The organism is Lacisediminihabitans sp. H27-G8 (assembly GCF_046156175.1).
GTDB lineage: Bacteria > Actinomycetota > Actinomycetes > Actinomycetales > Microbacteriaceae > Lacisediminihabitans.
This window is the reverse complement of record NZ_JAYLVL010000002.1, coordinates 81086-102672: the sequence shown is the minus strand read 5'-3', so window position 1 is coordinate 102672 and position 21587 is coordinate 81086. Positions and strand designations below refer to the sequence as shown.

The following is a 21587-nucleotide window of genomic DNA, read 5'->3' as shown; positions in this document are numbered from 1 at the left end:
CTTTACTAACAAACATGACGCAGCCAGGCGAGACCGGGGCGGCTCGCTCGCGGGCATCCTTCCTCTCGCAGCGCAGTGCCGGCGCCTCGGGGCGCCCGCTGCGACCGAACGCCAAAGTGCTGCCGGAACACGCTCGCGGGCACAACCGGGCCCTCGTGCTCCAGACCCTTTTTACTGCCGGCCAGCAGAGCCGGGCGGATGTCGCGCGCAGCACCGGGCTCACGAGAGTCACCGTCTCCGATCTGGTTACCGAGCTCATGGCGGAGGCCCTGCTGGTCGAGACCGGCCAGCGCGACGGACCCCGGCCAGGCAAGCCGGCGATCCTGCTCGATATCGATCGCGCAGCGTTTCAGATCGTGGGCATCGACCTGAGCGATTCCGAGGTCTTCCGCGGGGCCGTACTCGATCTGGGAGGCACGATCCTTCGCCGGGTGGAGCTTACGATCGCGGGAAGTGCAGGGGAGGCGGCACTTCAGCAGGTGTTCTCCCTCATCGAGGACCTGCTCGCTGTGGTGACGGCACCCCTGCTCGGAATCGGCGTCGGATCTCCCGGCATCGTCGACCTCGCAGGGGCAGTGGTGAGCGCACCCAACCTCCACTGGACCGAGCTACCGCTGCAGGCCGAGCTCTCCGAGCGATTCGGAGTGCCGGTCGTCGTGGCGAACGATGCCAACGCGGCGGTTCTCGCCGAGCACAGTTACGGCGACGCGCAGGGAGACCTCATGCTCGTGCGGGTCGGCCGCGGGGTCGGCGCCGGACTCCTGCTCGGCGGCACCCTGCTGCACGGCAGCCGATTCGCGGCGGGCGAGATCGGCCACGTCGTCGTCGGCACCGACGGCGGGGAGCTCTGCAGCTGCGGCAAGCATGGTTGTCTCGAGACCTGGCTCGCCGCACCCCGGCTCGAGGCGAAGCTGGGAGAGGCCGAGCGCGATCCGGATCCGGCGGCGTCCCGCACAATCATCCTGCGCGAGGCGGGCACTCGGCTGGGAATCGCGCTCGCGCCGATCGTCGGGGCTCTCAACCTCAGCGAGGTGGTGCTGAGCGGCCCGGATTCGCTCCTCGGCGGCTCGCTCACCGCGGCGACTCTCGAGACTATTCGCGGCCGCACGATGGACCGGTTCCACGGGGGTCTCGCGCTGCGCCTCTCGACCCTCGGGGACGACATCGTCCTGCGGGGAGCCGCGGTCATGGTGATCTCCTCACGACTGGGTGTGTCCTGAGCTTTCGCCACGGCAGGTCACGTTAGTAAGCTCTACTAACAAACCCCGTTTCGCGATTCGAAGGGAGCACAACGTGGTCAGCCAAGCTTCCGGGATCACCCAAGCAGGCGTCCTGCTTCCGGGTTTTGTGGGGGAGACTCTCCCCGACTGGCTCGCGGTCCGGCTGCGCGCCGGTCTCGCCGGGGTCTGCCTGTTCGGTCAGAACATCGTCTCCGCAGCGCAGCTCGCCGAACTCACCGCCGCCATCCGTGCCGCCAATCCCCTCGCCGTGATCGCCGTGGACGAGGAGGGCGGCGACGTGACCCGCCTGCACGATCGGGTCGGCTCGCCCTATCCGGGCAACGCCATCCTTGGTCGCACCGACGACGTCGACTACACGACAGCGATAGCGACGACCGTGGGCTGGGAGTTGCGCCGAGCCGGGTGCACCCTCGATTTCGCTCCGGATGTCGACATCAACTCCAACCCGGACAACCCGGTGATAGGCGTGCGCAGCTTCGGCACGGATGCCTCGCTCGTCGCCCGCCACAGCGCCGCCTGGGTGACGGGACTCCAGTCGACGGGAATCGGCGGCAGCGCCAAACACTTTCCGGGGCACGGCGACACCGCCCTCGACTCCCACCTGGCACTGCCGGTGATCGATCGATCGCTCGACCAGCTCCGTGACCGTGAGCTCGTGCCCTTCGTGGCCGCGATCGCCGCGGGCGTGCGCACGATCATGACCTCGCACATCATGGTGCCGCAGCTGGATGCGCAGTATCCCGCGACATTCTCTCCCACGGTGCTCGGAGGCCTCTTGCGCGGAGAACTCGGGTTCGAGGGGGTGATCGTCACCGATGCCCTCGATATGGCCGGGGCCAGCGGCGAGATCGGCATCCCCGAGGCGGCCGTGAGGGCCGTGGCCGCCGGCTGCGACCTCCTCTGCATCGGCACGGAGAACACCGCCGAACAGCTCGACGACATCGAGCGGGCGCTCGCGGATGCCGTGGCGACGGGAAGGCTGCACCCCGAACGCCTTACCGATGCCGCCTCGAGGGTGGGACGACTGGCTCGGGATTGCATCAAGGACGCCCACGACATTCCGCTGCCGGCATATACGTCGGAGCCCCGCTTCTCACTCGAACGGACCATCGCCGTATTCGACACCGCTGCGTTTGACACCGCCGTATTCGACACCGCCGTATTCGACACCGCCGTATTGGACACTGCCGCCTTCAGCGCGGCCGGCCTTCGAATTCAACCCGACCGTGCCATCGTCGTCCTGGAGACCGAGGCGAACATCGCCGTGGGCGCGTCCCCCTGGGGGCCGGCAGCGGCCGGTGCCGAGGTATTCGTGGTGCGAGAGGGGGAGGCACTCGAGCTGCCGCCCGGCACACAACCGGTGGTCGTCGGTCGCGGCAACCATCGCCAGGCGTGGGTGCGGAGCCTGATCGACGAGGCGCGCCGGAAACATCCGTCCACCGTCGTCGTGGAGATGGGCTGGCCATCGGACGACCGGCGCTACGCCGAAGTCGCCACCTTCGGAGCGTCACGCCACGCGGGCCTCGCCCTGCTCCTCTGGCTGGAGCGGAAGGCCGGCGCATGAGAGTGGGAGTGGATGTCGGCGGCACGAAGACCGACGCGGTGGCCATCGACGAGACGGGTCGGATCCTCCACCAGTTGAGGGTGTCTACCGGCTTCGGGGCTTCCTCGGTGCTACAGACCACAGCGGGAGTGGTCTCGTCCCTCGCGACCGCGTTGCAGGTGCCGATCGACAGCATCGAATCGGTGGGTGTCGGCGTGCCGGGTGCGGTCGACAGCGCGAGCGGACGCGTCTCGCATGCGGTCAATCTCGGGCTGGAGGAGCTCGAACTCGGCGGCGAGCTCTCCCACATGCTCGGGCTGCCGGTTCGGGTGGAGAACGATGTGAATGCCGCGGCGCTCGGAGCCTTCCATCTGCTCGGGCTGCCGCGCGCGACATCCATGGCCTATCTCAACCTGGGCACCGGGCTCGCCGCCGGCCTCGTCCTCGAGGGTCGGCTGTGGCGCGGTGCCCGCGGCACCGCCGGCGAGATCGGGCACATCCCGGTCGACCCCGACGGCCCGGTCTGCCAGTGCGGACAGCGCGGATGTCTCGAGATGGTGGCCTCCGGATCCGCCGTCTCGCGACAGTGGCCGAGCGAGGCCGCCTCCCCGGTCCACGCGCTGTTCGAGTCGGCGCTCGCGGGCGAGCCCCTCGCCGTCGCGGTGAAGCAGCGGTTTCTGGCGAACGTGGCCTCCGCGGTGCGGATCCTCGTGTTGAGCGTCGATGTGGAGACCGTGGTGATCGGTGGCGGGATCAGTTCGCTCGGCGACCCCCTGCTGGAGGGGATCCGGGCCGCGCTCGACGGCTGGTCGGAGCACTCGCCATTCATCGCCTCGCTGCGGCTCTCCGAGCGGGTGCGACTCGTGCCTGCGGGCACTCCCGTTTCGGCGGTCGGGGCCGCCTTCGTCGGGGCCGCATCGCACGGTGCCGGCCCGCGACCGACACCACACCCGCAACCAGAACCAGACGCGCAACGAGAACCAGACGCGCAACGAGAACCGGACCAGAGAAGGGCATCGACCGATGGCTGAGATCGTGATCGTGAAAGGCACCGCGGAGGCAGGCGAACTGGCGGCGGACGCCATCCTCGCGCTCGTGGCGAGAAGAGCGGATGCCGTGCTCGGCCTCGCGACCGGATCGACCCCGCTCGGAGTCTGGCGCGCCCTCGCCGACAGGGGGGCCGATCTCTCCCGCGTCCGCGGCTTCGCCCTCGACGAGTATGTCGGACTGCCCGACGGTCATCCGGAGAGCTATCGCGCCGTGATCGCCCGGGAGGTGGTCGAACCGCTCGGGCTCGACGAATCGCTCGTGGCGGTTCCCGGCCACCTCGGACCGATCGAGACGGCGGGCGAGGATTATGAGCTCGCCATCCGGGCGGCCGGGGGAGTCGACCTGCAGGTGCTCGGCATCGGCACAGATGGTCACATCGGCTTCAATGAGCCGGGATCGTCGTTCGAGTCGCTCACCCGTGTCAAGACCCTGACACAGCAGACCCGCCGCGACAACGCCCGGTTCTTCGCCTCGGTAGACGAGGTGCCGGTCAACTGCATCACCCAGGGACTCGGCACCATCCGCCGCGCCCGCCACCTGGTGCTGCTTGCCTTCGGCGCCGGCAAGGCGGCGGCGATCGCGGCCGCCGTGGAGGGGCCGGTGACGGCGAGTGCTCCAGGGTCCGCGATCCAGCTGCACCCGCACGTCACGGTGATCGTCGATGAGGCCGCCGCATCCGGCCTCGCGAACGTCGACTACTACCGCTACGCCTGGGCCAATAAGCCGGAGTGGGAAGGCCTGTAACCCCCGCTTCTCGACCCGCTCGAATGGCGACCACGGCGGGGAGGATGGGTGATGTCGCGATGCGCCTACAGCTTCGCGCCGGCCGCCCAGACCTCGGAGACCTGCCACTCGTGATCCAGCAGCACCGCGTCGGCGGCGAAGCCGGGAGCCAGGTACCCGAAGCGGTGCCCGTAGCCGAGCGCGGCGGCGGGCGTGATGGTGAGGGCCGCGACCGCATCCCGTGGTGAGATCCCGGTCGCCTGGATCGCGCAGCGCAGCGCCGCATCCTGAGTGAGGGTGGAGCCCGCGATGGTCGAGGTGCCCGACAGCACGGCGAGGCCGTCTTTCACCGTCACGTTGAGGGAACCGAGGCGGTAGTCCCCGTCGTCGGATGCCGCAGCGGCCATCGCGTCGGTGACGAGTGCGACCCGGCCGGGGGCCGAACGGAACACCAGAGCCGCGACGTCCGGATGCACGTGGAGGCCGTCGAGAATGAGTTCGATGGTCACCCGTTCGTCTTCGAAAGCGGCGATGATCGGTCCCGGCGCCCGGTGGTGGATCGGCGCCATGGCGTTGAAGACGTGGGTGAGCAGGCGCGCTCCCCGGTCGAAGGCCTCGCGGGTGAGGTCGAACCCGGCATCGGTGTGCCCCACCGCCACGGTCACGCGATTCTCCACGAGAATGTCGATCGCCTCGAGCGCACCCTCGCGCTCGGGCGCGATCGTGATCTGGCGCAGGGTTCCGCGAGCGGCACCGAGCAGTTCGTCGACCGCCCACGGGAGGGGGTCGAGGAGGAACTGCGGGTTGTGGGCGCCCCGACGATCGGAGGAGAGGAACGGCCCCTCGAGGTGAGACCCGAGCACGAGTGGATCGGATGCCGCGAGCTCGGCGATCACGCCGAGGCTCTCACGAAGCTGTGCCACCGGATTCGCCACGAGGCTGATCACCGAGCGGGTGGTGCCGTGGGCACGGTGAGCGTCGAGCGCCGCAGAGATCTCCTCCCTGCCGTTGTCGAAGGAGTGCCCTCCTCCTCCGTGGGCGTGGATGTCGATGAAACCGGGCACGAACCAGCGCCCGTCGACGTCCACCTCGGTGTCTGCCTCCGGATGCTGCCGTCCGGAGCCGACGGATTCGATCGTGTCGCCGCGCACGAGCGCCCAGAAGTCGTCGACCTGGCCGTTGGCGTCGAGCTTGCGGGCACTGTGAAAGAGGGTGGTCATCGTGGTTCTGCTTCCTGTGCTGTCAGTTCCGCAGCGATTTCCGTGCGGCCCGCGATGACGCCGCTGGTCGCGGCGAGAACCCCGAAGACGACGCCGACCACGGGGTATCCGATCATGAACCAGACGGCGACGGCGGCCCCCATCACGAAGATCTCCACCAGGCTGCGGCCGACGACGTCCAGCGGGAACACCGCCTTCGGGGACCGGAACAGGGCCCAGACCACGGCGGCGAAGAGAGGAGCGCCGACCATGAAGAGCACCCCCGGCCACGGAAACGGCCAGGCGAGGTATCCCCAGAATCCGAGGGAGAACAGGGCGAACAGCTCGAGGGCGAAGCGGAGCACATCGTTCGGCCCGATTCGTACCGCAACAATTCCTGACGTTGGCACACCCTCAGAGTAGCGATGCATTGACAGGCCGGCGCGGAGGCCACTAGCGTGTGCTCACGGACTGAACAGGTCTGAACAGGTGCAGTACGAGCGTTGTCACGACGAACCGGAGGAATTCAGTGAGCACCACCGACACCCCACGAGAGCTGCGAGACGCCAGGGGCATCGAGCTCAACGGCATCAACACGATTCAGGAGTCCGAACGAAAAGGCAAGGCGTCCAGCCTGTTCTGGCCCTGGTTCGGCGCGAATGTCTCGGTCTTCGGCATCAGCTACGGATCCTTCATCCTCGGCTTCGGCATTTCGTTCTGGCAGGCGACCGTCGTCAGCCTTATCGGCATCATCGTCTCGTTCCTGCTCTGCGGCGTCGTCGCGCTCGCCGGCAAGCGTGGCTCGGCCCCCACGATGGTGCTCAGCCGGGCGGCCTTCGGCGTGCGCGGAAACCGGGTTCCCGCCGTGCTGTCCTGGGTGCTCACGGTGGGCTGGGAGACGGCGCTGACGGCCCTCGCCGTGCTCGCGACCTCCACGGTATTCACGGAGCTCGGCTTCGACGGCGGGATAGCGACGAAGATCGTCGCACTGATCGTGATCGCGGCGCTCATCGTGGTCGCCGGGATCGTCGGCATCGACTTCATCATGCGTCTGCAGGTGTGGATCACCGTCATCACGGGCGTGCTCACCGTCGTCTACATCGTGCTCGCTCTGCCCAGCATCGACTTCGCGAAGATCGCGGCCCTCCCCGCCGGCCAGCCCCAGGCCGTGGTCGGCGCTCTGGTGCTCGTCATGACCGGCTTCGGCCTCGGCTGGGTCAATGCTGCGGCGGACTATTCCCGCTATCTCCCGCGGTCCACCCGCAGCTCCGCCGTCGTCGGATGGACCACGTTCGGAGCCGCCGTCGCGCCGATCGTGCTCGTGGTGTTCGGACTGCTGCTCGCCGGATCATCCTCCAAGCTGAGCGACGCGATCAGTGGTGACCCGATCGGCGCGCTCACGTCGATCCTCCCGGTCTGGTTCTTGATTCCCTTCGCGCTCGTCGCGGTGCTCGGCCTCGTCGGGGGAGCGGTGCTCGACATCTACTCCTCCGGTCTTGCGCTGCTCAGCGCGGGCATCCGCATCCCACGCTTCGCCGCCGCCGGTATCGACGGCGTCGTGATGATCGTCGGCGCGATCGTGGTCGTCTTCTTCGCGACGAACTTCATTGGTCCATTCCAGGGCTTCCTCATCACTCTCGGAGTGCCGGTCGCAGCGTGGTGCGGGGTGATGGTCGCCGACGTGATCCTCCGCCGTAAGGACTACGCGGAGGCAGAGCTCTACTCGACCACCGGGCGCTACGGTGACGTGCGCTGGGTGCCGATCCTGCTCATCGCCGTCGGCACCGGTCTCGGCTGGGGACTCGTCGTGGCCACCGCAGATGTGCCGTGGCTCAACTGGCAGGGCTACTTCCTCGGCCCGCTCGGTCTCGCGAAGGACTGGTCCTACGCCAACCTCGGGGTGCTGCTGTCGTTGCTCGTCGGCTTCTTCGGCACCGTGGTCTTCAGCCGGGCGACCATCCGCCGCCAGGAGGCACTGCCGATCGAGGAACCCGTCGAGACCGTCGTGCGATGAACGGTCCCTGGCTCGTCGTCATCGACATGCAGGTGGTGTTCGGGGATCCGAGCAGCGCCTGGTTCACCCCCGGCTACGCGGCGATCGAACCGACCGTCGAGCGCCTCGTCGAACACTTCGGTGAGCGGGTCGTGCTCACGCGGTTCATCGCGCCGGAGCATCCGACCGGCGCCTGGGTGCCCTACTACGAGCTGTGGCCGTTTGCGCTCGTGCATCACAGCGATCCGCTCTACGAGCTGATGCCGGCGTTCTCGGGCACCGACCATCCGGTGATCTCGCGCACGACGTTCGGCAAGTGGGGCGATGAACTCTCCACGATCATCGGACCGGATGCGGCGGTGGTGCTCGCCGGCGTCTCGACTGACTGCTGCGTGCTCTCGACGGCCCTCGCCGCCACGGATGCCGGGGTGCGCGTGCTCGTGGCGCAGGACGCGTGTGCCGGGCTGAGCGCGGCGGACCACCAGCGCGCTCTCGACGCGATGGCGCTCTACGGCCCGCTGATCGAGATCACGAGCGCTGACGCCGTGATGTCCTGATGGTCGGCGGCGCACGGGTCTCCGGGCTCAAGCACGAGGAGATCGCCCGCATCCTCACCGGGGAGATCCGCGCGGGTGAGGTGCCCTACGGGCTGCAGCTGCCCGGGGAGACCACCCTCGCCGAGAGGTTCTCGGTGAGCCGCAATACTGTGCGCGCGGCCCTCACGGAGCTCGGCCGGGCCGGGCTCATCAGCACCCGCTCTGGCAAGGGATCCTTCGTCACCTACGACGGCCGACCGCTCAACGTGAGGCTCGGCTGGGCGCGGGCCCTGCAGGAGCAGGGGCTCGAAACGACGGTGCGGGTCGTCAGCGCGCAGCCGGTGCAGGATGCCGCGCTGGCCGCATTGCTCGGGGAACCGAGCGACAGCTTCATCGCGATCGATCGCCTGCGATCCATCGTGAACGGCCCGGTGATCTCCTACGAGCGATCACGGGTGCGGGCGACATCGCAGGTGGCCGATGCGGTCGCGGCAGGCCAGGCCGCGGGATCGCTCACCCGCATGCTGCTCGAGTGCGACCTCGTCGCGTCGACCGGCGAGCAGTGGGTGGAGGTGCGGATGCTCGACACGACCGAGGCCGCACTGCTCGATCGCGCACCCGGTGCGGCGTTCCTCTGGTCACGGTGCGTCACACGCAACGCCGTCGGCGAGCTCGTAGAGCACGTGGAGAGTCTGCTCGATCCCGCTCACTTCAGCCTGCACTTCCAGTTCTCGGCCCACGAGTGACCGCTCGCGACCACGCCATCGCAGCCCTGTACGGACTGGCGATCGGCGATGCCCTCGGCATGCCGACCCAGCAGATGTCACGCGCGGAGATCGCCGGCCGCTACGGCATCATCGACGGCTTCCGGGCCGCCGATCCCGGGCATCCGCTCGCCGGCGGTCTCCCCGCCGGGCACATCACCGATGACACCGAGCAGGCGCTCCTGCTCGCCGGCCTTCTCATCGCGGGACGCGGCACGGTGGATCCAGGGGCCTTCGCGGCCGCTCTGGTGAGGTGGGAAGACGAGATGCGCGAGCGTGGTTCGCTCGACCTTCTCGGCCCGTCGACGAAGCGCGCTGTTCGCGCCGTGCTCGAGGGGGAGCCGATCGCCACCGCCGGGCGGTTCGGAACGACGAACGGTGCCGCCATGCGGGTGACGCCGGTCGGCATCATCCGCCGATGGCAGCCTGTTGACATGCTGGTCGACCTCGTCGCGGCCACCAGCCTCGTCTCGCACAACACCGGCGTCGCCATAGCCGGAGCGAGCGCTGTCGCCGCCGCAATCAGCGCCGGCATCGACGGCGCCGGCCTCGGCGAAGCCTTCGGCGCGGCGATCGAGGCGGCCCGGCTGGGTGCGAGCCGGGGGTACTGGGTCGCCGCGGCGGATGTCTCGGCGCGCATCCGTCTCGCGATCGACCTGGCCGATCCCGCCGATCCCGATGCCAGCCTCACCCGCCTCTACGAGGTCATCGGCACGAGTCTCGCCACGCAGGAGTCCGTGCCGGTCGCATTCGGGATCCTCGCCACCTTCCCGCACGACCCCTGGCGGGCCGTCTGCGCCGCGGCCTCGCTCGGCGGTGACAGCGATACCGTTGCCGCGATGGCCGGAGCGATCGCGGGAGCGGTCTCAGGCACCGCAGCCTTCCCCGATGAGGCGCGCGAGAGAGTGCGGGTGGTGAACGCACTCGACCTCGAGTCCGTCGCCGATGGCCTGTTGGCGCTGCGATGACGACCCGGCTGGTGAGCGTCGGCAACGTGATCGTGGACGTCACCCTGCGCATCCCCGAGCTTCCCGAAAGAGGCGGCGATGTGCTCGCCCGCGACACCGGCAGCACGCCGGGCGGAGCCTTCAACACACTGGTGGCGGCCGCCCGGCAGGGCCTCGCCAGTGCGTACGGCGGAGCGCACGGCGTCGGACCGCACGGAGACCGGGTGCGGTCGGCCCTCAGCGCCGAGGGAATCTCGGTGCTGCTCGATCCTTCCCCGGATGCCGACACGGGTTTCGACATCGCCCTGGTCGACGACGAGGGCGAGCGCACCTTCGTCACGGTGTTCGGAGCAGAGGCGAGGCTCACCGCCCGCGACCTGGCGAGCATCAGCCTCGGTGCGGGTGATCTCGTGCACGTCTCGGGCTACGGCCTGCTCGAGCGCACGAACGCCCACGTGCTTGCCCCGTGGGTCGCGGGGATCGGCCCCGGGCACACGGTTCTGCTGGATCCGGGGCCGCTCGCGACCACGATCCCCGGGGAAGCGCTCGCCACCGTCGCCGGGCGCGCGGACTGGCTCAGCTGCAACCTGCGGGAGGCCCTGTCGCTGACCGGTGCCGCGGATGCCGGCGCTGCCGCTACAGTTCTGCGCGAGACCTGGAGCGCAGTCATCATCCGCCTCGGGCCGCAGGGGTGTCTCGTCGTGCAGGACGAGGCCCGATTCGTTCCGGGCTTCGCCGTGGAGGCCGTCGACACCAACGGCGCGGGCGATGCCCACACGGGGGCATTCCTCGCCGGACTCGCGTCGGGGGAGACGCCGCCGACTGCGGCGCGGCGGGCGAACGCGTGTGCCGCCATCGCGGTCACCCGGCGCGGCCCGGCGACCGCCCCGACCGCGGCAGAGGTGCAGCGGCTGCTCGATCGCGCGGGCTAGGGCTGCAGCCGCTCCAGCGTCCACCCGCCGTCGACGGCCGTGAAGACCAGCCGGTCGTGCAGTCGCGAGGTGCGTCCCTGCCAGAACTCGATCGTGCTCGGCACCACGCGGAATCCGCCCCAGTGTTCGGGGCGTGGCACGATCGACCCCTCCGGGTAGCGTGTCTCGAGCTCGAGCTCGCGCATCCGATCTTCGAGAACCTGGCGTGAGGCGACCGGCTCCGACTGCTCGCTCGCCAGCGCGGCGAGACGGGAGCCGTGCGGGCGGGCGGCGAAGTACGCGTCGGAGGTCGCGGCATCCGTGCGGTGGGCGACGCCCCGCACGATTACCTGGCGGGTGAGCTGGTACCAGGGGAAGAGCAGCGAGACGGCCGGATGCGCGGACAGCGCGTGCCCCTTGTGCGACCGGTAGTTCGTGACGAACTCGAATGCCTCGCCGTCGAGGCCCTTGAGCAGTACGGTGCGGCTGCTCGGCGTGCCGTCGGAATCCACGGTGCTCACCACCATGGCGTTGGGCTCGAAGATCTCGGCATCCTCAGCGGCGGAGAGCCAGGCCGCGAACTGTGCCATCGGGTCGCGAAGCACGTCCGACTCCGAGAGGCCGGTCGATCCGTAGTCGGTGTGTCGTTCGAGTGAGCTCATGTGCAGATCCTAGGCACCTCGGCTGGCAGCGGCGCTGCGTTTCTGCCCGATCGAACCGGGAGCGATCCATCTGTCGTTATCGAAAGATGATCGTGCGGGCCCCATCCCGCAGCACTCGGTTCTCGGCGAACCACTTCACCGCCTGGGTGAGTGTGCGGGATTCTTCGTCCTGGCCGATGGCCATGAGCTCGGCGGGCGTGCGGGAATGGTCGACGCGCACCACGTTCTGCTCGATGATCGGACCCTCATCGAGGTCGCTGGTCACGAAGTGCGCGGTCGCCCCGATGAGCTTCACTCCCCGGGCATGGGCCTGGCGGTAGGGATTCGCCCCCTTGAAGCCCGGAAGGAAGGAGTGGTGGATGTTGATGATGCGCCCCGACAGTCGCTCGCAGAGGGCTGGAGACAAGATCTGCATGTAGCGCGCGAGCACCACCAGCTCGATATCGAACTGCTCCACCGCATCGAGAACACGATCCTCGAACGCGAGCTTCTGGCCATCGGATGCCACGGGGTGCGACTCGAACGGAACACCGTAGAACTCGGCGAGGCCGCCGAGATCGGGGTGATTGCTGAGAACGAGGGGCAGCTCAACCGGAAGCTGACCGGCGCGCTCCCGGAAGAGCAGATCGTTGAGGCAGTGGGCGGCCTTCGAGACCAGTACGAGCGTGCGCAGGGGCCGGCCGACGACATCCAGGGTCCAGGTCGCGTCGTAGTGGGTGGTGACTGGCACGATCGCCGCCTCGAATGCCTCGCGGGTCACCGCGGATTCCACCTGCAGCCTCATGAAGAAGGTGCCGGTGTCGGCGCTGGAGAACTGCTGGGACTCGGTGATGTTGCCACCGGCGGTGACGATGGCCCCGCTGATCGCGTGCACGATGCCCGGCCGGTCGGAGCAGACGAGGGTCAGCACCCAGTGGGTCGACAGCGCAGAGGTCATCTGCTTAGGTTATTGCCTCCATTGCGCCCCACGGCGAAGAGATGGCCGTACTCTGGAGGGGATGCCGCATGAGCCGCGGCCTCCCGCGGACGGCGAGACGTTCCACCTCTTCCTCGAACGGACTACCGGTCTCATGACCGCGCCACGAACGACAGCCCCCTTTCCCTACTTCGCCCTCGTGACCGTCGCGGTCGCGATCTTCCTCAGCGTCACCACCGAGATGCTGCCCACCGGACTCCTGCCGGAGATGAGCGCGGATCTGCGCGTCAGCGAATCCCTCATCGGTGCCACGGTGTCGGTGTTCGCCTTCACCGTCGTGCTGTCGAGCGCGCCCCTCACCGGCCTCCTCCGCCGGGTTCCTCGCCACGCGCTCGTGGTGTCGGTGTTGCTGGTGCTCGCGGTGAGCACTGTTGCGACGGCCCTCGCCCCCAACTACGCCGTGCTCGTCGCCTCCCGGGTGCTCGGCGGGCTCGCCCACGGTGTGTTCTGGTCGGTCGTGGGGGCGTATTCCGCCTACCTGGTGCCGAAGCATCAGGTCGGACGCGCCGTCTCCATCACTCTCGGCGGCGGCTCGCTCGCCTTCGTGCTCGGGGTGCCGATCGGCACCGCCCTCGGCCAGGCCATCGGCTGGCGGGCGAGCTTCTTCGTGCTCGGCGCCCTGCTCATCGTCGGTGCCGGATTCGTCCACCGGTTCCTGCCCCGGGTCGACCACCTCGCGGGCGCCGCAGTAGTCGGAACGGCGACGGGGGGCATCACCGTGCTCGACGGGCAATTCGGCACCTCCACGGTTCCGCGGCGCGACCACTCGACCATGGCCGTCGTCTTCGTCTGCGTGATCGCCGCCATCATCATGATCGGCCAATACTGCTTCTACACCTTCATCGCGCCCTATCTCACGCGTGCCGTGGGCCTGGACGCTTCCGCGGTGAGCCCCGCACTCTTCGCGAACGGAATCGCCGGTGTGCTCTCGCTGGTGCTCGTGGCCTTCGTGCTCGGTCGCCGGCCCAACCTCGGACTCGTCATCGCCCTCATCGTGTTGCTCGCGTCGGTGCTCGTGCTCGGTCTCGAACCGAGAGTGCTGGCCGCATCCCTTCCCGCGTTCTTCCTCTGGGGCCTCGCGATCGGGGTCGTTCCGCCCCTGCTGCAGACGCGGATGCTGCATGCGGCCCCCGCGCGCATCCGGGACACGGCGAGTGCGTTCTACACCACCGCCTTCAACGTGGGGATCGGCGGGGGCGCTCTCCTCGGCTCGCTGTTGCTCGGCACCCTCGGTCTTGGATCGCTGCCCTTCGTTTACGCCGGCATCCTCGTGCTCTCGATCGCGCTCGTGATCGTCTCGCAACTGGTGCTGCGGCAACGCCCTCCGCGGCGCGTGCTCGACCACTGACCTCTCTCGGGGTGGCCCCGGCGTGAGTTGCATTCTTTTGCGGGTGTCCTCGGCCGGCAACCCGCAAAAGAGTGCAACTCGAGGCGAGGACATCCGTCGAAGGGGGGCAGCCCACACTCTGGTGAAGCGTCCCGGGTGCGCACGGACTGATGCCATCCACGGGGGCGAAGTCTCGGCTTTCTGATGCGCCCGATCGCACTGCCGGGTACAATCGAAGACGTCACAACTGGCGTTCGGATGGGCATCCATCAGGGAGTGACTTGCCTCCACGTTTCGGCCGTTCGCCTGGGCCGAACCGGATAACCTTTTCATCAATCCGGTCGTGCCAAGAGGAGTCATCCAGATGTCCAACATGTTCAATTCGCCGCTCAGTGACGTCGATCCGGAGATCGCCCGCGTTCTCGAGCAGGAGCTCGATCGCCAGCGCGGCACCCTCGAGATGATCGCCAGCGAGAACTTCGTCCCCCGCGCCGTGCTCGAGGCGCAGGGCTCGGTCCTCACGAACAAGTACGCCGAGGGCTATCCCGGTCGCCGCTACTATGGCGGCTGCGAGTTCGTGGATGTCGCGGAAAGCCTCGCGATCTCCCGCGCGAAGAGCCTCTTCGGTGCGGCCTACGCGAACGTGCAGCCGCACTCCGGGGCATCCGCCAACGCGGCGGTGCTCGCGGCGATCGCGAGCCCGGGCGATCGCATCCTCGGCCTCGAACTCGCCCACGGCGGCCACCTCACCCACGGCATGAAGCTCAACTTCTCCGGAAAGCTCTACGAGGCGCACGCCTACGGGGTCGACCCGGAGACCTTCCTCATCGACATGGATGTCGTGCGCGAGAAGGCACTCGAGACCCGTCCCCACGTGCTCATCGCCGGCTGGAGCGCCTACCCCCGCCAGCTCGACTTCGCGGCATTCCGCGCCATCGCCGACGAGGTGGGAGCCACCCTCTGGGTGGACATGGCGCACTTCGCCGGGCTCGTCGCCGCCGGGCTCCACCCGAACCCCGTGCAGCATGCGCATGTCACCTCGTCGACGGTGCACAAGACCCTCGGCGGTCCTCGCTCCGGCTTCATCCTCAACAACGATCTCGACCTCCAGAAGAAGATCAACTCCAACGTGTTCCCCGGCCAGCAGGGCGGGCCCCTCATGCACGTGATCGCCGGCAAGGCGACGGCGTTCAAGCTCGCCGCTGAGCCCGAATTCAAGGACCGCCAGGAGCGCACCATCCGCGGGGCGCAGATCCTCGCCGAGCGGCTCGTCGCTGCTGACGCCACGGCAGCCGGTATCGACGTGCTCACCGGCGGCACGGATGTGCACCTCGTGCTCGTCGACCTTCGCAACGCGGCGATCCATGGCCAAGAGGCCGAGGACATCCTGCATTCGGTCGGAATCACGGTCAACCGCAACGCGGTGCCGTTCGACCCGCGTCCGCCGATGACACCGAGCGGCGTGCGCATCGGAACCTCGGCGCTCGCCACCCGCGGATTCGGCGACGAGGAGTTCACAGAGGTCGCCGACATCATCGCCGCGGCACTCAAGCCGACTCCGGATGTCGAGGCTCTGCGCGCCCGGGTGCTGAAGCTCACCGACGGCTACCCGCTCTACCCGGGCCTCGTGTCACCGGCAACCTGGTCCTGACCACGAATCACCCCGGGAGGGGGCGACTGTGTGCCCGGGAAGGGCGGGTCGGGTCGACTCCCGGGCCGAAAGGACTCAACAGATGACCGCAGTACGCATGGACGGCGTCGCCACCGCGACGGCAGTCAAGAACGAGCTCGTCGGCCGCATCGCGGCGCTCAAGGCCCGCGGCATCCACCCGGGTCTCGGCACCCTGCTGGTCGGCAGCGATCCCGGATCACTGTCGTACGTGGCCGGAAAGCATCGCGACAGCCTCGAGCTCGGCATCGAGTCGATCCGGGTGGACCTTCCGGCCGAGGCGACAGAGGAGGAGGTGCGGGCGGCCATCCGCGGCCTCAATGAGAATCCTGCGGTCACCGGCTACATCATCCAGCTGCCGCTGCCCGCCGGCATCGACGAGAACGCCATGCTCGAGTTGATGGACCCGGCGAAGGATGCCGACGGGCTCCATCCCACGAATCTGGGACGGCTCGTGCTCGGCGTCGGTGGCGACCTGGATTCGCCGCTGCCGTGCACCCCGGCCGGTCTCGTGGAGATGCTGAGGCGTTATGACGTGCCGATCGCCGGAAAGCAGGTGGTCGTGATCGGTCGCGGCCTCACCGTCGGCCGCCCGCTCGGCCTGCTGCTGACGAACAAGGGGGTGGATGCCACGGTCACGCTCACTCACTCCCGCACCGTCGACCTCGCGGCCGAAGTGCGTCGAGCGGATATCGTGATCGCGGCTGTCGGTGTGCCCGGGCTCGTGAAGGCCGACTGGGTGAAGCCGGGAGCCGCGGTGCTCGATGTGGGAATCACGCGCGTGATGAACCCGGATACCGGCAAGGCGAAGCTCATCGGGGACATCGATCCGGCGGTCGCCGAGGTCGCCGCATTCCTCTCGCCGGTTCCCGGCGGGGTCGGCCCGATGACGCGCGCCATGCTGATGTACAACGTGGTCGCGGCGGCCGAACGGCTGTGAGCGACGCCGCGCGCAATCGACCGAGTCGAATGCCCGAGAAGTTCGTCGCACCAGATCTCGAGGCGCTCGGGGCCCTCGTGCGGGACGCGCGGGTCGGGCACTTCGCCTTCGTGGAAGACGGCCGGCCGCGCGTGCTCCCGATCGCGATCGTGGCGGATGGCGCGCACATCCTGCTGCACGGATCCACCGGCTCGCACTGGTTGCGACTGCTGGCGACGGGCATCCCTGTCGCACTCTCGGTGACCGCGCTAGACGCTCTCGTGGTGGCGCGTTCCGCCTTCGAATCCTCGATGAACTATCGCAGCGCCGTGCTGTTCGGCCGCTGCGCCCCGGTCGCCGACACCGCGGCGGGCAAGGCCGCTGCCCTCGACCTCGTGACCGAGGGACTCATCCCGGGACGGGTGGCCGAACTGCGTCCGCACTCGGCCAAGGAACTTGCGGCGACCCTCGTGCTGCGCATGACCATCGACGAGTGGACGCTCAAGGTGTCCGACGGCTGGCCAGAGGACGGCCCCGCGGATGTCGCGGGCGCGGCCTGGGCGGGCATCCTGCCGCTCCGCACCGGGTACGAGACGGCCATCGCCACGCCGGACCTCGCCCCGGGCATCCCGCAGCCGGAATCCGTTCGCGCACTACTCGACAGCTAGCGCGCCTGCGGCTACTCGCCGACGTAGCCGATGGTGCAGGCGTAGCCCGTTGCGGCCTGGCCGGGGTCCCACCCGGCCACGTCGGCGACCGTCGATTTCGCGACATCCGTCAGGGTCACCTTGCAGGCCTCGATTGTGGACTGCGAATCCGCCGGCACGCTGAAGCCGTACAGCGCGTACTTCCAGCTGGTGAGGTCCGGGCCCGGGTTGCCGCTCTCGAAGTCGGCGATGGCGCGGCCACTGCCGGAGGTGGTCCAGGTGAAGCCGCTCGAGCAGGGATGCGCGGAGTCCGTCGGGGCGATGCCCTTGCCGAGCACCGACTGGCCGAAGTAGACGTTGCCGAGCGTGACGTCGATCGGGTAGACGAACTGCTTGCCGTTGGTGCTCGAGGCGAGGTCCATCTGCAGCAGGATGCTGCCGTTGGCCGCCAGCGTGTCGGCGGTGACCGGCGTGGTGCCGACCCCCGTGCCGCAGGCGCTCACGAACTCAGTGACCAGGGACTTCGCGCTGCTGTCGCTGTAGGGCAGCGGCTTGTGGGCGACGAGTTCGATCGCGATGGTGTTGCCGGTCTTATCCCGCACGTTCGCCGAAATGGTGAACAGCACGTCCTTCTGCGCTGCCGGGGTGCTCGCGCTGGCCGAGGGACTCGGGGAGGCCGAGGGCCGTGTGGTCGGACCGGCGTCCGTCGAAGAGCCTGTGCAGCCGGCGAGCAGCACCACGAGAAGGGCGCCGGTGGTCGCACCGAGGATCGACTTGGCTCTCACTGCTGGCTCCTGCGTGCTCGGGGGGAATCAGTTCTCGCGCGATGCTCCCTGCGCGGCCGTCACGACGAAGGTATCAGGCTGACCGAAACCATGTTCCGCGAATGCGCCGTCGATCGCAACCTGGAGGCGGGAAAGATCATCCGAGCGGATGAGGGCGATGGCCGCCCCGCCGAACCCGCCGCCGGTCATCCGGGCGCCGATCGCCCCGTTCGCCTGTGCCGTCTCGACGGCGAGATCGAGCTCGCGAACGGAGATCTCGAAGTCGTCGCGCATCGACAGGTGCGAGGCATCGAGAAGCTCGCCGATGCCGGCGGGTCCGAGGTCGCGCAGCACCTCGACGGTGTCGAGCACCCGCTGGTTCTCGGTCACCACATGGCGAACACGGCGGAAGGTCACGTCGTCGAGGATCTCGCGAGCGCGAAGGAGGTCGGCAACGGTCACATCGCGCAGGGACTTCGCCCCGAGCATCCGGGCTCCGAGTTCGCAGGATGCCCGTCGCTCGGCGTAGCCGCCCGTGGCGTGTTGATGGCTGACACCGGTGTCGATGATGAGCACCACGAGACCGGCCGCCTCGAGGCCGAGGTCCACGATCTCCGAGTCGAGGCTCCGGCAGTCGAGGAACACCGCGCAGTCCTTCTGGCCGAGCAGGGACGCGGTCTGGTCCATGATCCCGGTGGGTGCTCCTACCGCCTCGTTCTCGGCGCGCTGGCCCACCTGGGCGAGCACCGGGCGTGCCAGGGTGAGCCGCCACACGTCGTTCAGGGCGATGGCGACCGCGCTCTCGATGGCAGCGGAGGAGGAGAGGCCGGCGCCCACCGGCACATCCGATTCGATGAAGATGTCGACCCCGGGCACGGCGGCGAGGTCGGCGCCGTGCCCGCTGAGCGCCCAGGCGACGCCGAGCGGGTAAGCACTCCAGCCGTGCAGGGCGCCGGGGGAGAGCTCGGCGAGGGGGATTTCGACGACCTCGTCGGAGAACGAACTCGCGACCCGGATGACGCGATCCTCTCGCAGCCCGAGCGCGACGAAAGTGCGACGGTTGATGGCGAACGGCAGCACGAAACCGAGGTTGTAGTCGGTGTGTTCCCCGATGAGGTTCACGCGCCCCGGAGCCGACCATTCGCCCGCCGGCTCGTAGCCGTAGAGCGCAAGGAACTTCGCCTGCAGGTCGTCGCGGATATCGATCGAGGTCACTGGGGGTCCTTTACTCGGGTGAGGGCGTCGCGCACGAAGGCGGCGGTCTGTTCGGGGGTCACATCGCCGATCCAGGCCCCCATGGCGGCCTCGGATCCGGCGAGGTACTTCAGCTTGTTCTCCGCGCGGCGCGGCGAGGTGACCTGGAGCATGAGACGGATGTCGTCACGCCCTGTCGCGACCGGCGCCTGGTGCCAGGCCGCGATGTACGGCGTCGGGGTGTCGTAGAGCTCGTCGATTCCGCGAAGCAATCGCAGGTAGAGGCCGGCAAGTTCGTCGCGTTCTTCCGACGAGGTCGCGGCGAAGTCGGGAATCTGGCGATGCGGCAGCATGTGCACCTCGATGGGCCAGCGGGCGGCGAAAGGCACGAACGCTGTCCAGTGTTCGCCGCGCAGCACCACCCGGTCGGAGGCCGATTCGAACTCGAGGATCGACGCGAACAGGCCGGGACCGAATCGGGCGATCGACTCGAGCAACCGGGTCGTGCGCGGCGTGATGTAGGGATAGGCGTAAATCTGGCCGTGGGGATGTCGCAGGGTGACGCCGATGGCCTCACCTCGGTTTTCGAAGGGGAAGACCTGCTGGATGCCCGGCAGCGCAGACAACGCCTCTGTACGGTCGGCCCAGGCCTCGATCACCGTGCGCGCCCGCGATCGGCTCACGCTGCCGAAGGCTCCCTCGTGTTCCGGCCCGAAGGAGACGACCTCGCACCGACCGATCGAGGGCAGGCTGCGACCGAGACCGATGCGGGTGAGTTCCTCGGCCTCGAACGGTGCCGCGATCCCGGGGCCGAAGCTGGGCGAACGATTCTCGAACACGGCGACGTCGTAGACATCCGGGATCTCTGAGGGGTTGTTCGCGCTTGCCGGCGCGAGCGGATCCTGGTCCGCCGGCGGAAGGAAGACCCGGTTCTGGCGGGCAGCCGCGATCGAGATCCATTCGCCCGTGAGCGGATCCTGGCGCATGGACGCCGTGTCCGGTCGCGCATCCAGGTGGCGGGCATCCGGGGCGCGCTCCGGGCTGAGGCGGGTATCGGCGTCGTCGAAGTAGATGAGCTCCCGCCCATCGGCCAGCCGGAATTCGCGTTTGACAATCGATGACATGGCGACTCTCTGGGGAGGATGCACGGAAGGAGTTTCGAAAACAACAAAACGTTACCGGCGTTTGACAAGAAAACACAAGTAATCGAAGATGAGCGCATGACAGACCCCAGCTCCCGACCGCCAGCGGCGGCGCGGCGCGAGCAGATCCTGTCCATCGTCGAAGAGCGCGGATTCGCCAAGGTGGCGCAACTGAGCCAGCTCTTCGGCATCTCCGAGGTGACGATCCGAGCAGATCTCGATGCGCTCGCCGACGGCAACGCACTGCAGCGGGTGCACGGGGGTGCGGTGACCGGGAGCCCCGCGACCGGCCGACCGCCGGGGCCCGAGCGCCCCTTCGAGCAGTCCATGCTCGCGTCCTCGCCGGAGAAGGCACGGATCGGGCGTGCGGCCGCCTCGCTAGTTCAGTCGCACCAGACCATCGTGCTCGACGTGGGAACCACCACGACGGCGATCGCCGCCGCCCTCCTCGACCGGGACGATCTGCAGGGTGTGGTCGTGATCACCAACGCGCTCAACATCGCGCTGCTCCTCGAGCCGGTCATCCCACGGTTCACGGTCGTCGTCACCGGTGGCACGGTGCGACCGCTGCAACACTCCCTCGTCGACCCGCTCGCCGGGGTGGTGTTCGACCGCATTCGCGCCGACCTCGCATTCATCGGGTGCAGTGGCGTGGATGCGGCATCCGGGATCACAAACGTCAACTTGCCGGAGGCCGACCTCAAGAGGCGGATGCTCGGGGCTTCCGCCCGCTGCATCGTGGTGGCCGACAGCGCCAAACTGGGGGTCACCCAGCAGAGCCGCGTGGCCCCGATCGGTGAGATCGACACCCTCATCACCGGAAGCGAAGCCGATGCGAGCGAGCTGGCGATGCTCGAGGCAGCGGGACTGCACATCCTGTTGGCTCGCTAGGCTGACCGCATGCGTGCCCCCACCGGAGACCAATTCGCCCTCTCGAAGTCGACTCCACACGGCGAGGCGATCGCGGTGATCACGGAGGTCGCGGCATCGCTGCGCGTGCTCTCCATCGGCGGCGTAGAGCTCACCGAGCCCTACGGGGAAGACGTGGTGCCGCCCTTCGGCGACGGCACCGTGCTCGTGCCCTGGCCGAACCGGGTGCGAGACGGCCTGTGGATCCACGAGGGCGCGGCGCAGGTGCTGGATATCACGGAGCCCGCCCTGCACAATGCCCTTCACGGGCTCCTTCGTGAGCGCCCGTACACGGTGGTCGACCGCACAGCGGAGGCCGTGACCCTGGCGGCGACAGTCCACCCGACCCGCGGGTACCCGTTCACCCTCGACACCACGGTGCGCTACGAACTCGTCGACGACGGCATCCGCGTGACCCACGGTGTCGTGAACGTCGGCCGAGACCGCGCGCCCTATGCGGTGGGAACCCAG

Annotated in this window: 21 protein-coding genes, 1 pseudogene and 1 riboswitch; of the genes and pseudogenes, 15 read left to right on the top strand and 7 right to left on the bottom strand. The window is 68.6% G+C overall.

All coding sequences use genetic code 11. The features are described from left to right. The first annotated feature begins 14 nt into the window (after positions 1-14). From VLI63_RS05295 to VLI63_RS05280, 4 genes are all read left to right on the top strand, one after another. Entirely contained in the window at positions 15-1220 is a 1206-nt protein-coding gene (locus VLI63_RS05295) for an ROK family protein (RefSeq protein WP_409155863.1), read from the top strand. A gap of 73 nt (positions 1221-1293) precedes the next feature. Further along, entirely contained in the window at positions 1294-2805 is a 1512-nt protein-coding gene (locus tag VLI63_RS05290; RefSeq protein ID WP_409155862.1) for a glycoside hydrolase family 3 protein, read from the top strand. Continuing rightward, the gene (locus tag VLI63_RS05285) at positions 2802-3815 is read left to right on the top strand and encodes an ROK family protein (RefSeq protein WP_409155861.1); all 1014 of its coding nucleotides are present in this window, start codon (positions 2802-2804) and stop codon (positions 3813-3815) included. The genes VLI63_RS05290 and VLI63_RS05285 overlap by 4 nt, the downstream gene beginning before the upstream one ends. Beyond that, entirely contained in the window at positions 3808-4578 is a 771-nt protein-coding gene (locus VLI63_RS05280) for a glucosamine-6-phosphate deaminase (RefSeq protein ID WP_409155860.1), read from the top strand. The genes VLI63_RS05285 and VLI63_RS05280 overlap by 8 nt, the downstream gene beginning before the upstream one ends. A 65-nt stretch (positions 4579-4643) precedes the next feature. Here VLI63_RS05280 and nagA read toward each other — a convergent pair whose 3' ends face one another. Further along, on the bottom strand, positions 4644-5777 hold the full coding sequence (nagA, locus tag VLI63_RS05275) for an N-acetylglucosamine-6-phosphate deacetylase (RefSeq protein ID WP_409155859.1): 1134 nt from the start codon (positions 5775-5777) through the stop codon (positions 4644-4646). Beyond that, positions 5774-6166, bottom strand: a complete 393-nt coding sequence (locus VLI63_RS05270; RefSeq protein ID WP_409155858.1) for a YrdB family protein — start codon at positions 6164-6166, stop codon at positions 5774-5776. The genes nagA and VLI63_RS05270 overlap by 4 nt, the downstream gene beginning before the upstream one ends. A gap of 119 nt (positions 6167-6285) precedes the next feature. On the opposite strand from VLI63_RS05270, the gene VLI63_RS05265 reads away from it, so the two are divergent. Genes VLI63_RS05265 through VLI63_RS05245 form a run of 5 tightly spaced genes read left to right on the top strand, consistent with a single transcriptional unit; the run spans position 6286 to position 10928 of the window. Beyond that, entirely contained in the window at positions 6286-7770 is a 1485-nt protein-coding gene (locus tag VLI63_RS05265; RefSeq protein WP_409155857.1) for a purine-cytosine permease family protein, read from the top strand. Next, complete coding sequence (locus VLI63_RS05260) at positions 7767-8306, top strand: cysteine hydrolase family protein (protein ID WP_409155856.1); 540 nt, start codon at positions 7767-7769, stop codon at positions 8304-8306. Before VLI63_RS05265 ends, VLI63_RS05260 begins: the two co-directional genes overlap by 4 nt. Further along, the gene (locus VLI63_RS05255; RefSeq protein WP_409155855.1) at positions 8306-9031 is read left to right on the top strand and encodes a GntR family transcriptional regulator; all 726 of its coding nucleotides are present in this window, start codon (positions 8306-8308) and stop codon (positions 9029-9031) included. Before VLI63_RS05260 ends, VLI63_RS05255 begins: the two co-directional genes overlap by 1 nt. Beyond that, a complete protein-coding gene (locus VLI63_RS05250; protein WP_409155854.1) occupies positions 9028-10017 on the top strand; it encodes an ADP-ribosylglycohydrolase family protein in 990 nt (329 codons plus the stop codon). The genes VLI63_RS05255 and VLI63_RS05250 overlap by 4 nt, the downstream gene beginning before the upstream one ends. After that, positions 10014-10928 (top strand): PfkB family carbohydrate kinase, encoded by a 915-nt coding sequence (locus VLI63_RS05245; protein WP_409155853.1) that lies wholly within the window; start codon positions 10014-10016, stop codon positions 10926-10928. Before VLI63_RS05250 ends, VLI63_RS05245 begins: the two co-directional genes overlap by 4 nt. On the opposite strand, the gene pdxH is transcribed toward VLI63_RS05245, so the two are convergent. Both pdxH and purU read right to left on the bottom strand, forming a co-directional pair. After that, positions 10925-11569 carry a pyridoxamine 5'-phosphate oxidase gene (gene pdxH / locus VLI63_RS05240; protein ID WP_409155852.1) on the bottom strand — a complete coding sequence of 215 codons (645 nt, stop codon included), beginning with the start codon at positions 11567-11569 and terminating at the stop codon, positions 10925-10927. The genes VLI63_RS05245 and pdxH overlap by 4 nt on opposite strands. Before the next feature lie 76 nt (positions 11570-11645). After that, on the bottom strand, positions 11646-12506 hold the full coding sequence (purU, locus tag VLI63_RS05235; protein WP_409155851.1) for a formyltetrahydrofolate deformylase: 861 nt from the start codon (positions 12504-12506) through the stop codon (positions 11646-11648). A gap of 61 nt (positions 12507-12567) precedes the next feature. Between purU and VLI63_RS05230 the strand changes: the two genes are divergently transcribed. The 4 genes from VLI63_RS05230 to VLI63_RS05215 all read left to right on the top strand — a co-directional run bounded on the left by VLI63_RS05230 (position 12568) and on the right by VLI63_RS05215 (position 17128). Further along, positions 12568-13893, top strand: a complete 1326-nt coding sequence (locus VLI63_RS05230) for an MFS transporter (protein ID WP_409155850.1) — start codon at positions 12568-12570, stop codon at positions 13891-13893. A 212-nt stretch (positions 13894-14105) separates the two neighbouring features. After that, a riboswitch (ZMP/ZTP riboswitch) is annotated at positions 14106-14191 on the top strand. Between the two features lie 45 nt (positions 14192-14236). Next, positions 14237-15523 carry a serine hydroxymethyltransferase gene (glyA, locus tag VLI63_RS05225; RefSeq protein ID WP_409155849.1) on the top strand — a complete coding sequence of 429 codons (1287 nt, stop codon included), beginning with the start codon at positions 14237-14239 and terminating at the stop codon, positions 15521-15523. Positions 15524-15605: 82 nt separating this feature from the next. Next, positions 15606-16481: a bifunctional methylenetetrahydrofolate dehydrogenase/methenyltetrahydrofolate cyclohydrolase gene (locus VLI63_RS05220; protein WP_409155848.1), complete on the top strand. Its 876-nt coding sequence runs from the start codon at positions 15606-15608 to the stop codon at positions 16479-16481. Positions 16482-16510: 29 nt separating this feature from the next. Beyond that, a complete protein-coding gene (locus tag VLI63_RS05215) occupies positions 16511-17128 on the top strand; it encodes a pyridoxamine 5'-phosphate oxidase family protein (RefSeq protein ID WP_409155847.1) in 618 nt (205 codons plus the stop codon). 11 nt (positions 17129-17139) lie between these two features. On the opposite strand, the gene VLI63_RS05210 is transcribed toward VLI63_RS05215, so the two are convergent. The 3 genes from VLI63_RS05210 to galT are packed head-to-tail and all read right to left on the bottom strand — an operon-like array spanning position 17140 to position 20189. Further along, positions 17140-17892, bottom strand: a complete 753-nt coding sequence (locus VLI63_RS05210; RefSeq protein ID WP_409155846.1) for a hypothetical protein — start codon at positions 17890-17892, stop codon at positions 17140-17142. Between the two features lie 27 nt (positions 17893-17919). Next, a complete protein-coding gene (gene galK, locus VLI63_RS05205; RefSeq protein ID WP_409156582.1) occupies positions 17920-19077 on the bottom strand; it encodes a galactokinase in 1158 nt (385 codons plus the stop codon). Between the two features lie 5 nt (positions 19078-19082). Continuing rightward, positions 19083-20189: a galactose-1-phosphate uridylyltransferase gene (gene galT, locus VLI63_RS05200; protein WP_409155845.1), complete on the bottom strand. Its 1107-nt coding sequence runs from the start codon at positions 20187-20189 to the stop codon at positions 19083-19085. A gap of 96 nt (positions 20190-20285) precedes the next feature. Between galT and VLI63_RS05195 the strand changes: the two genes are divergently transcribed. Next, on the top strand, positions 20286-21098 hold the full coding sequence (locus VLI63_RS05195) for a DeoR/GlpR family DNA-binding transcription regulator (protein ID WP_409155844.1): 813 nt from the start codon (positions 20286-20288) through the stop codon (positions 21096-21098). Positions 21099-21107: 9 nt separating this feature from the next. Next, a pseudogene (locus tag VLI63_RS05190) lies at positions 21108-21587 on the top strand (aldose epimerase); the annotation flags it as partial.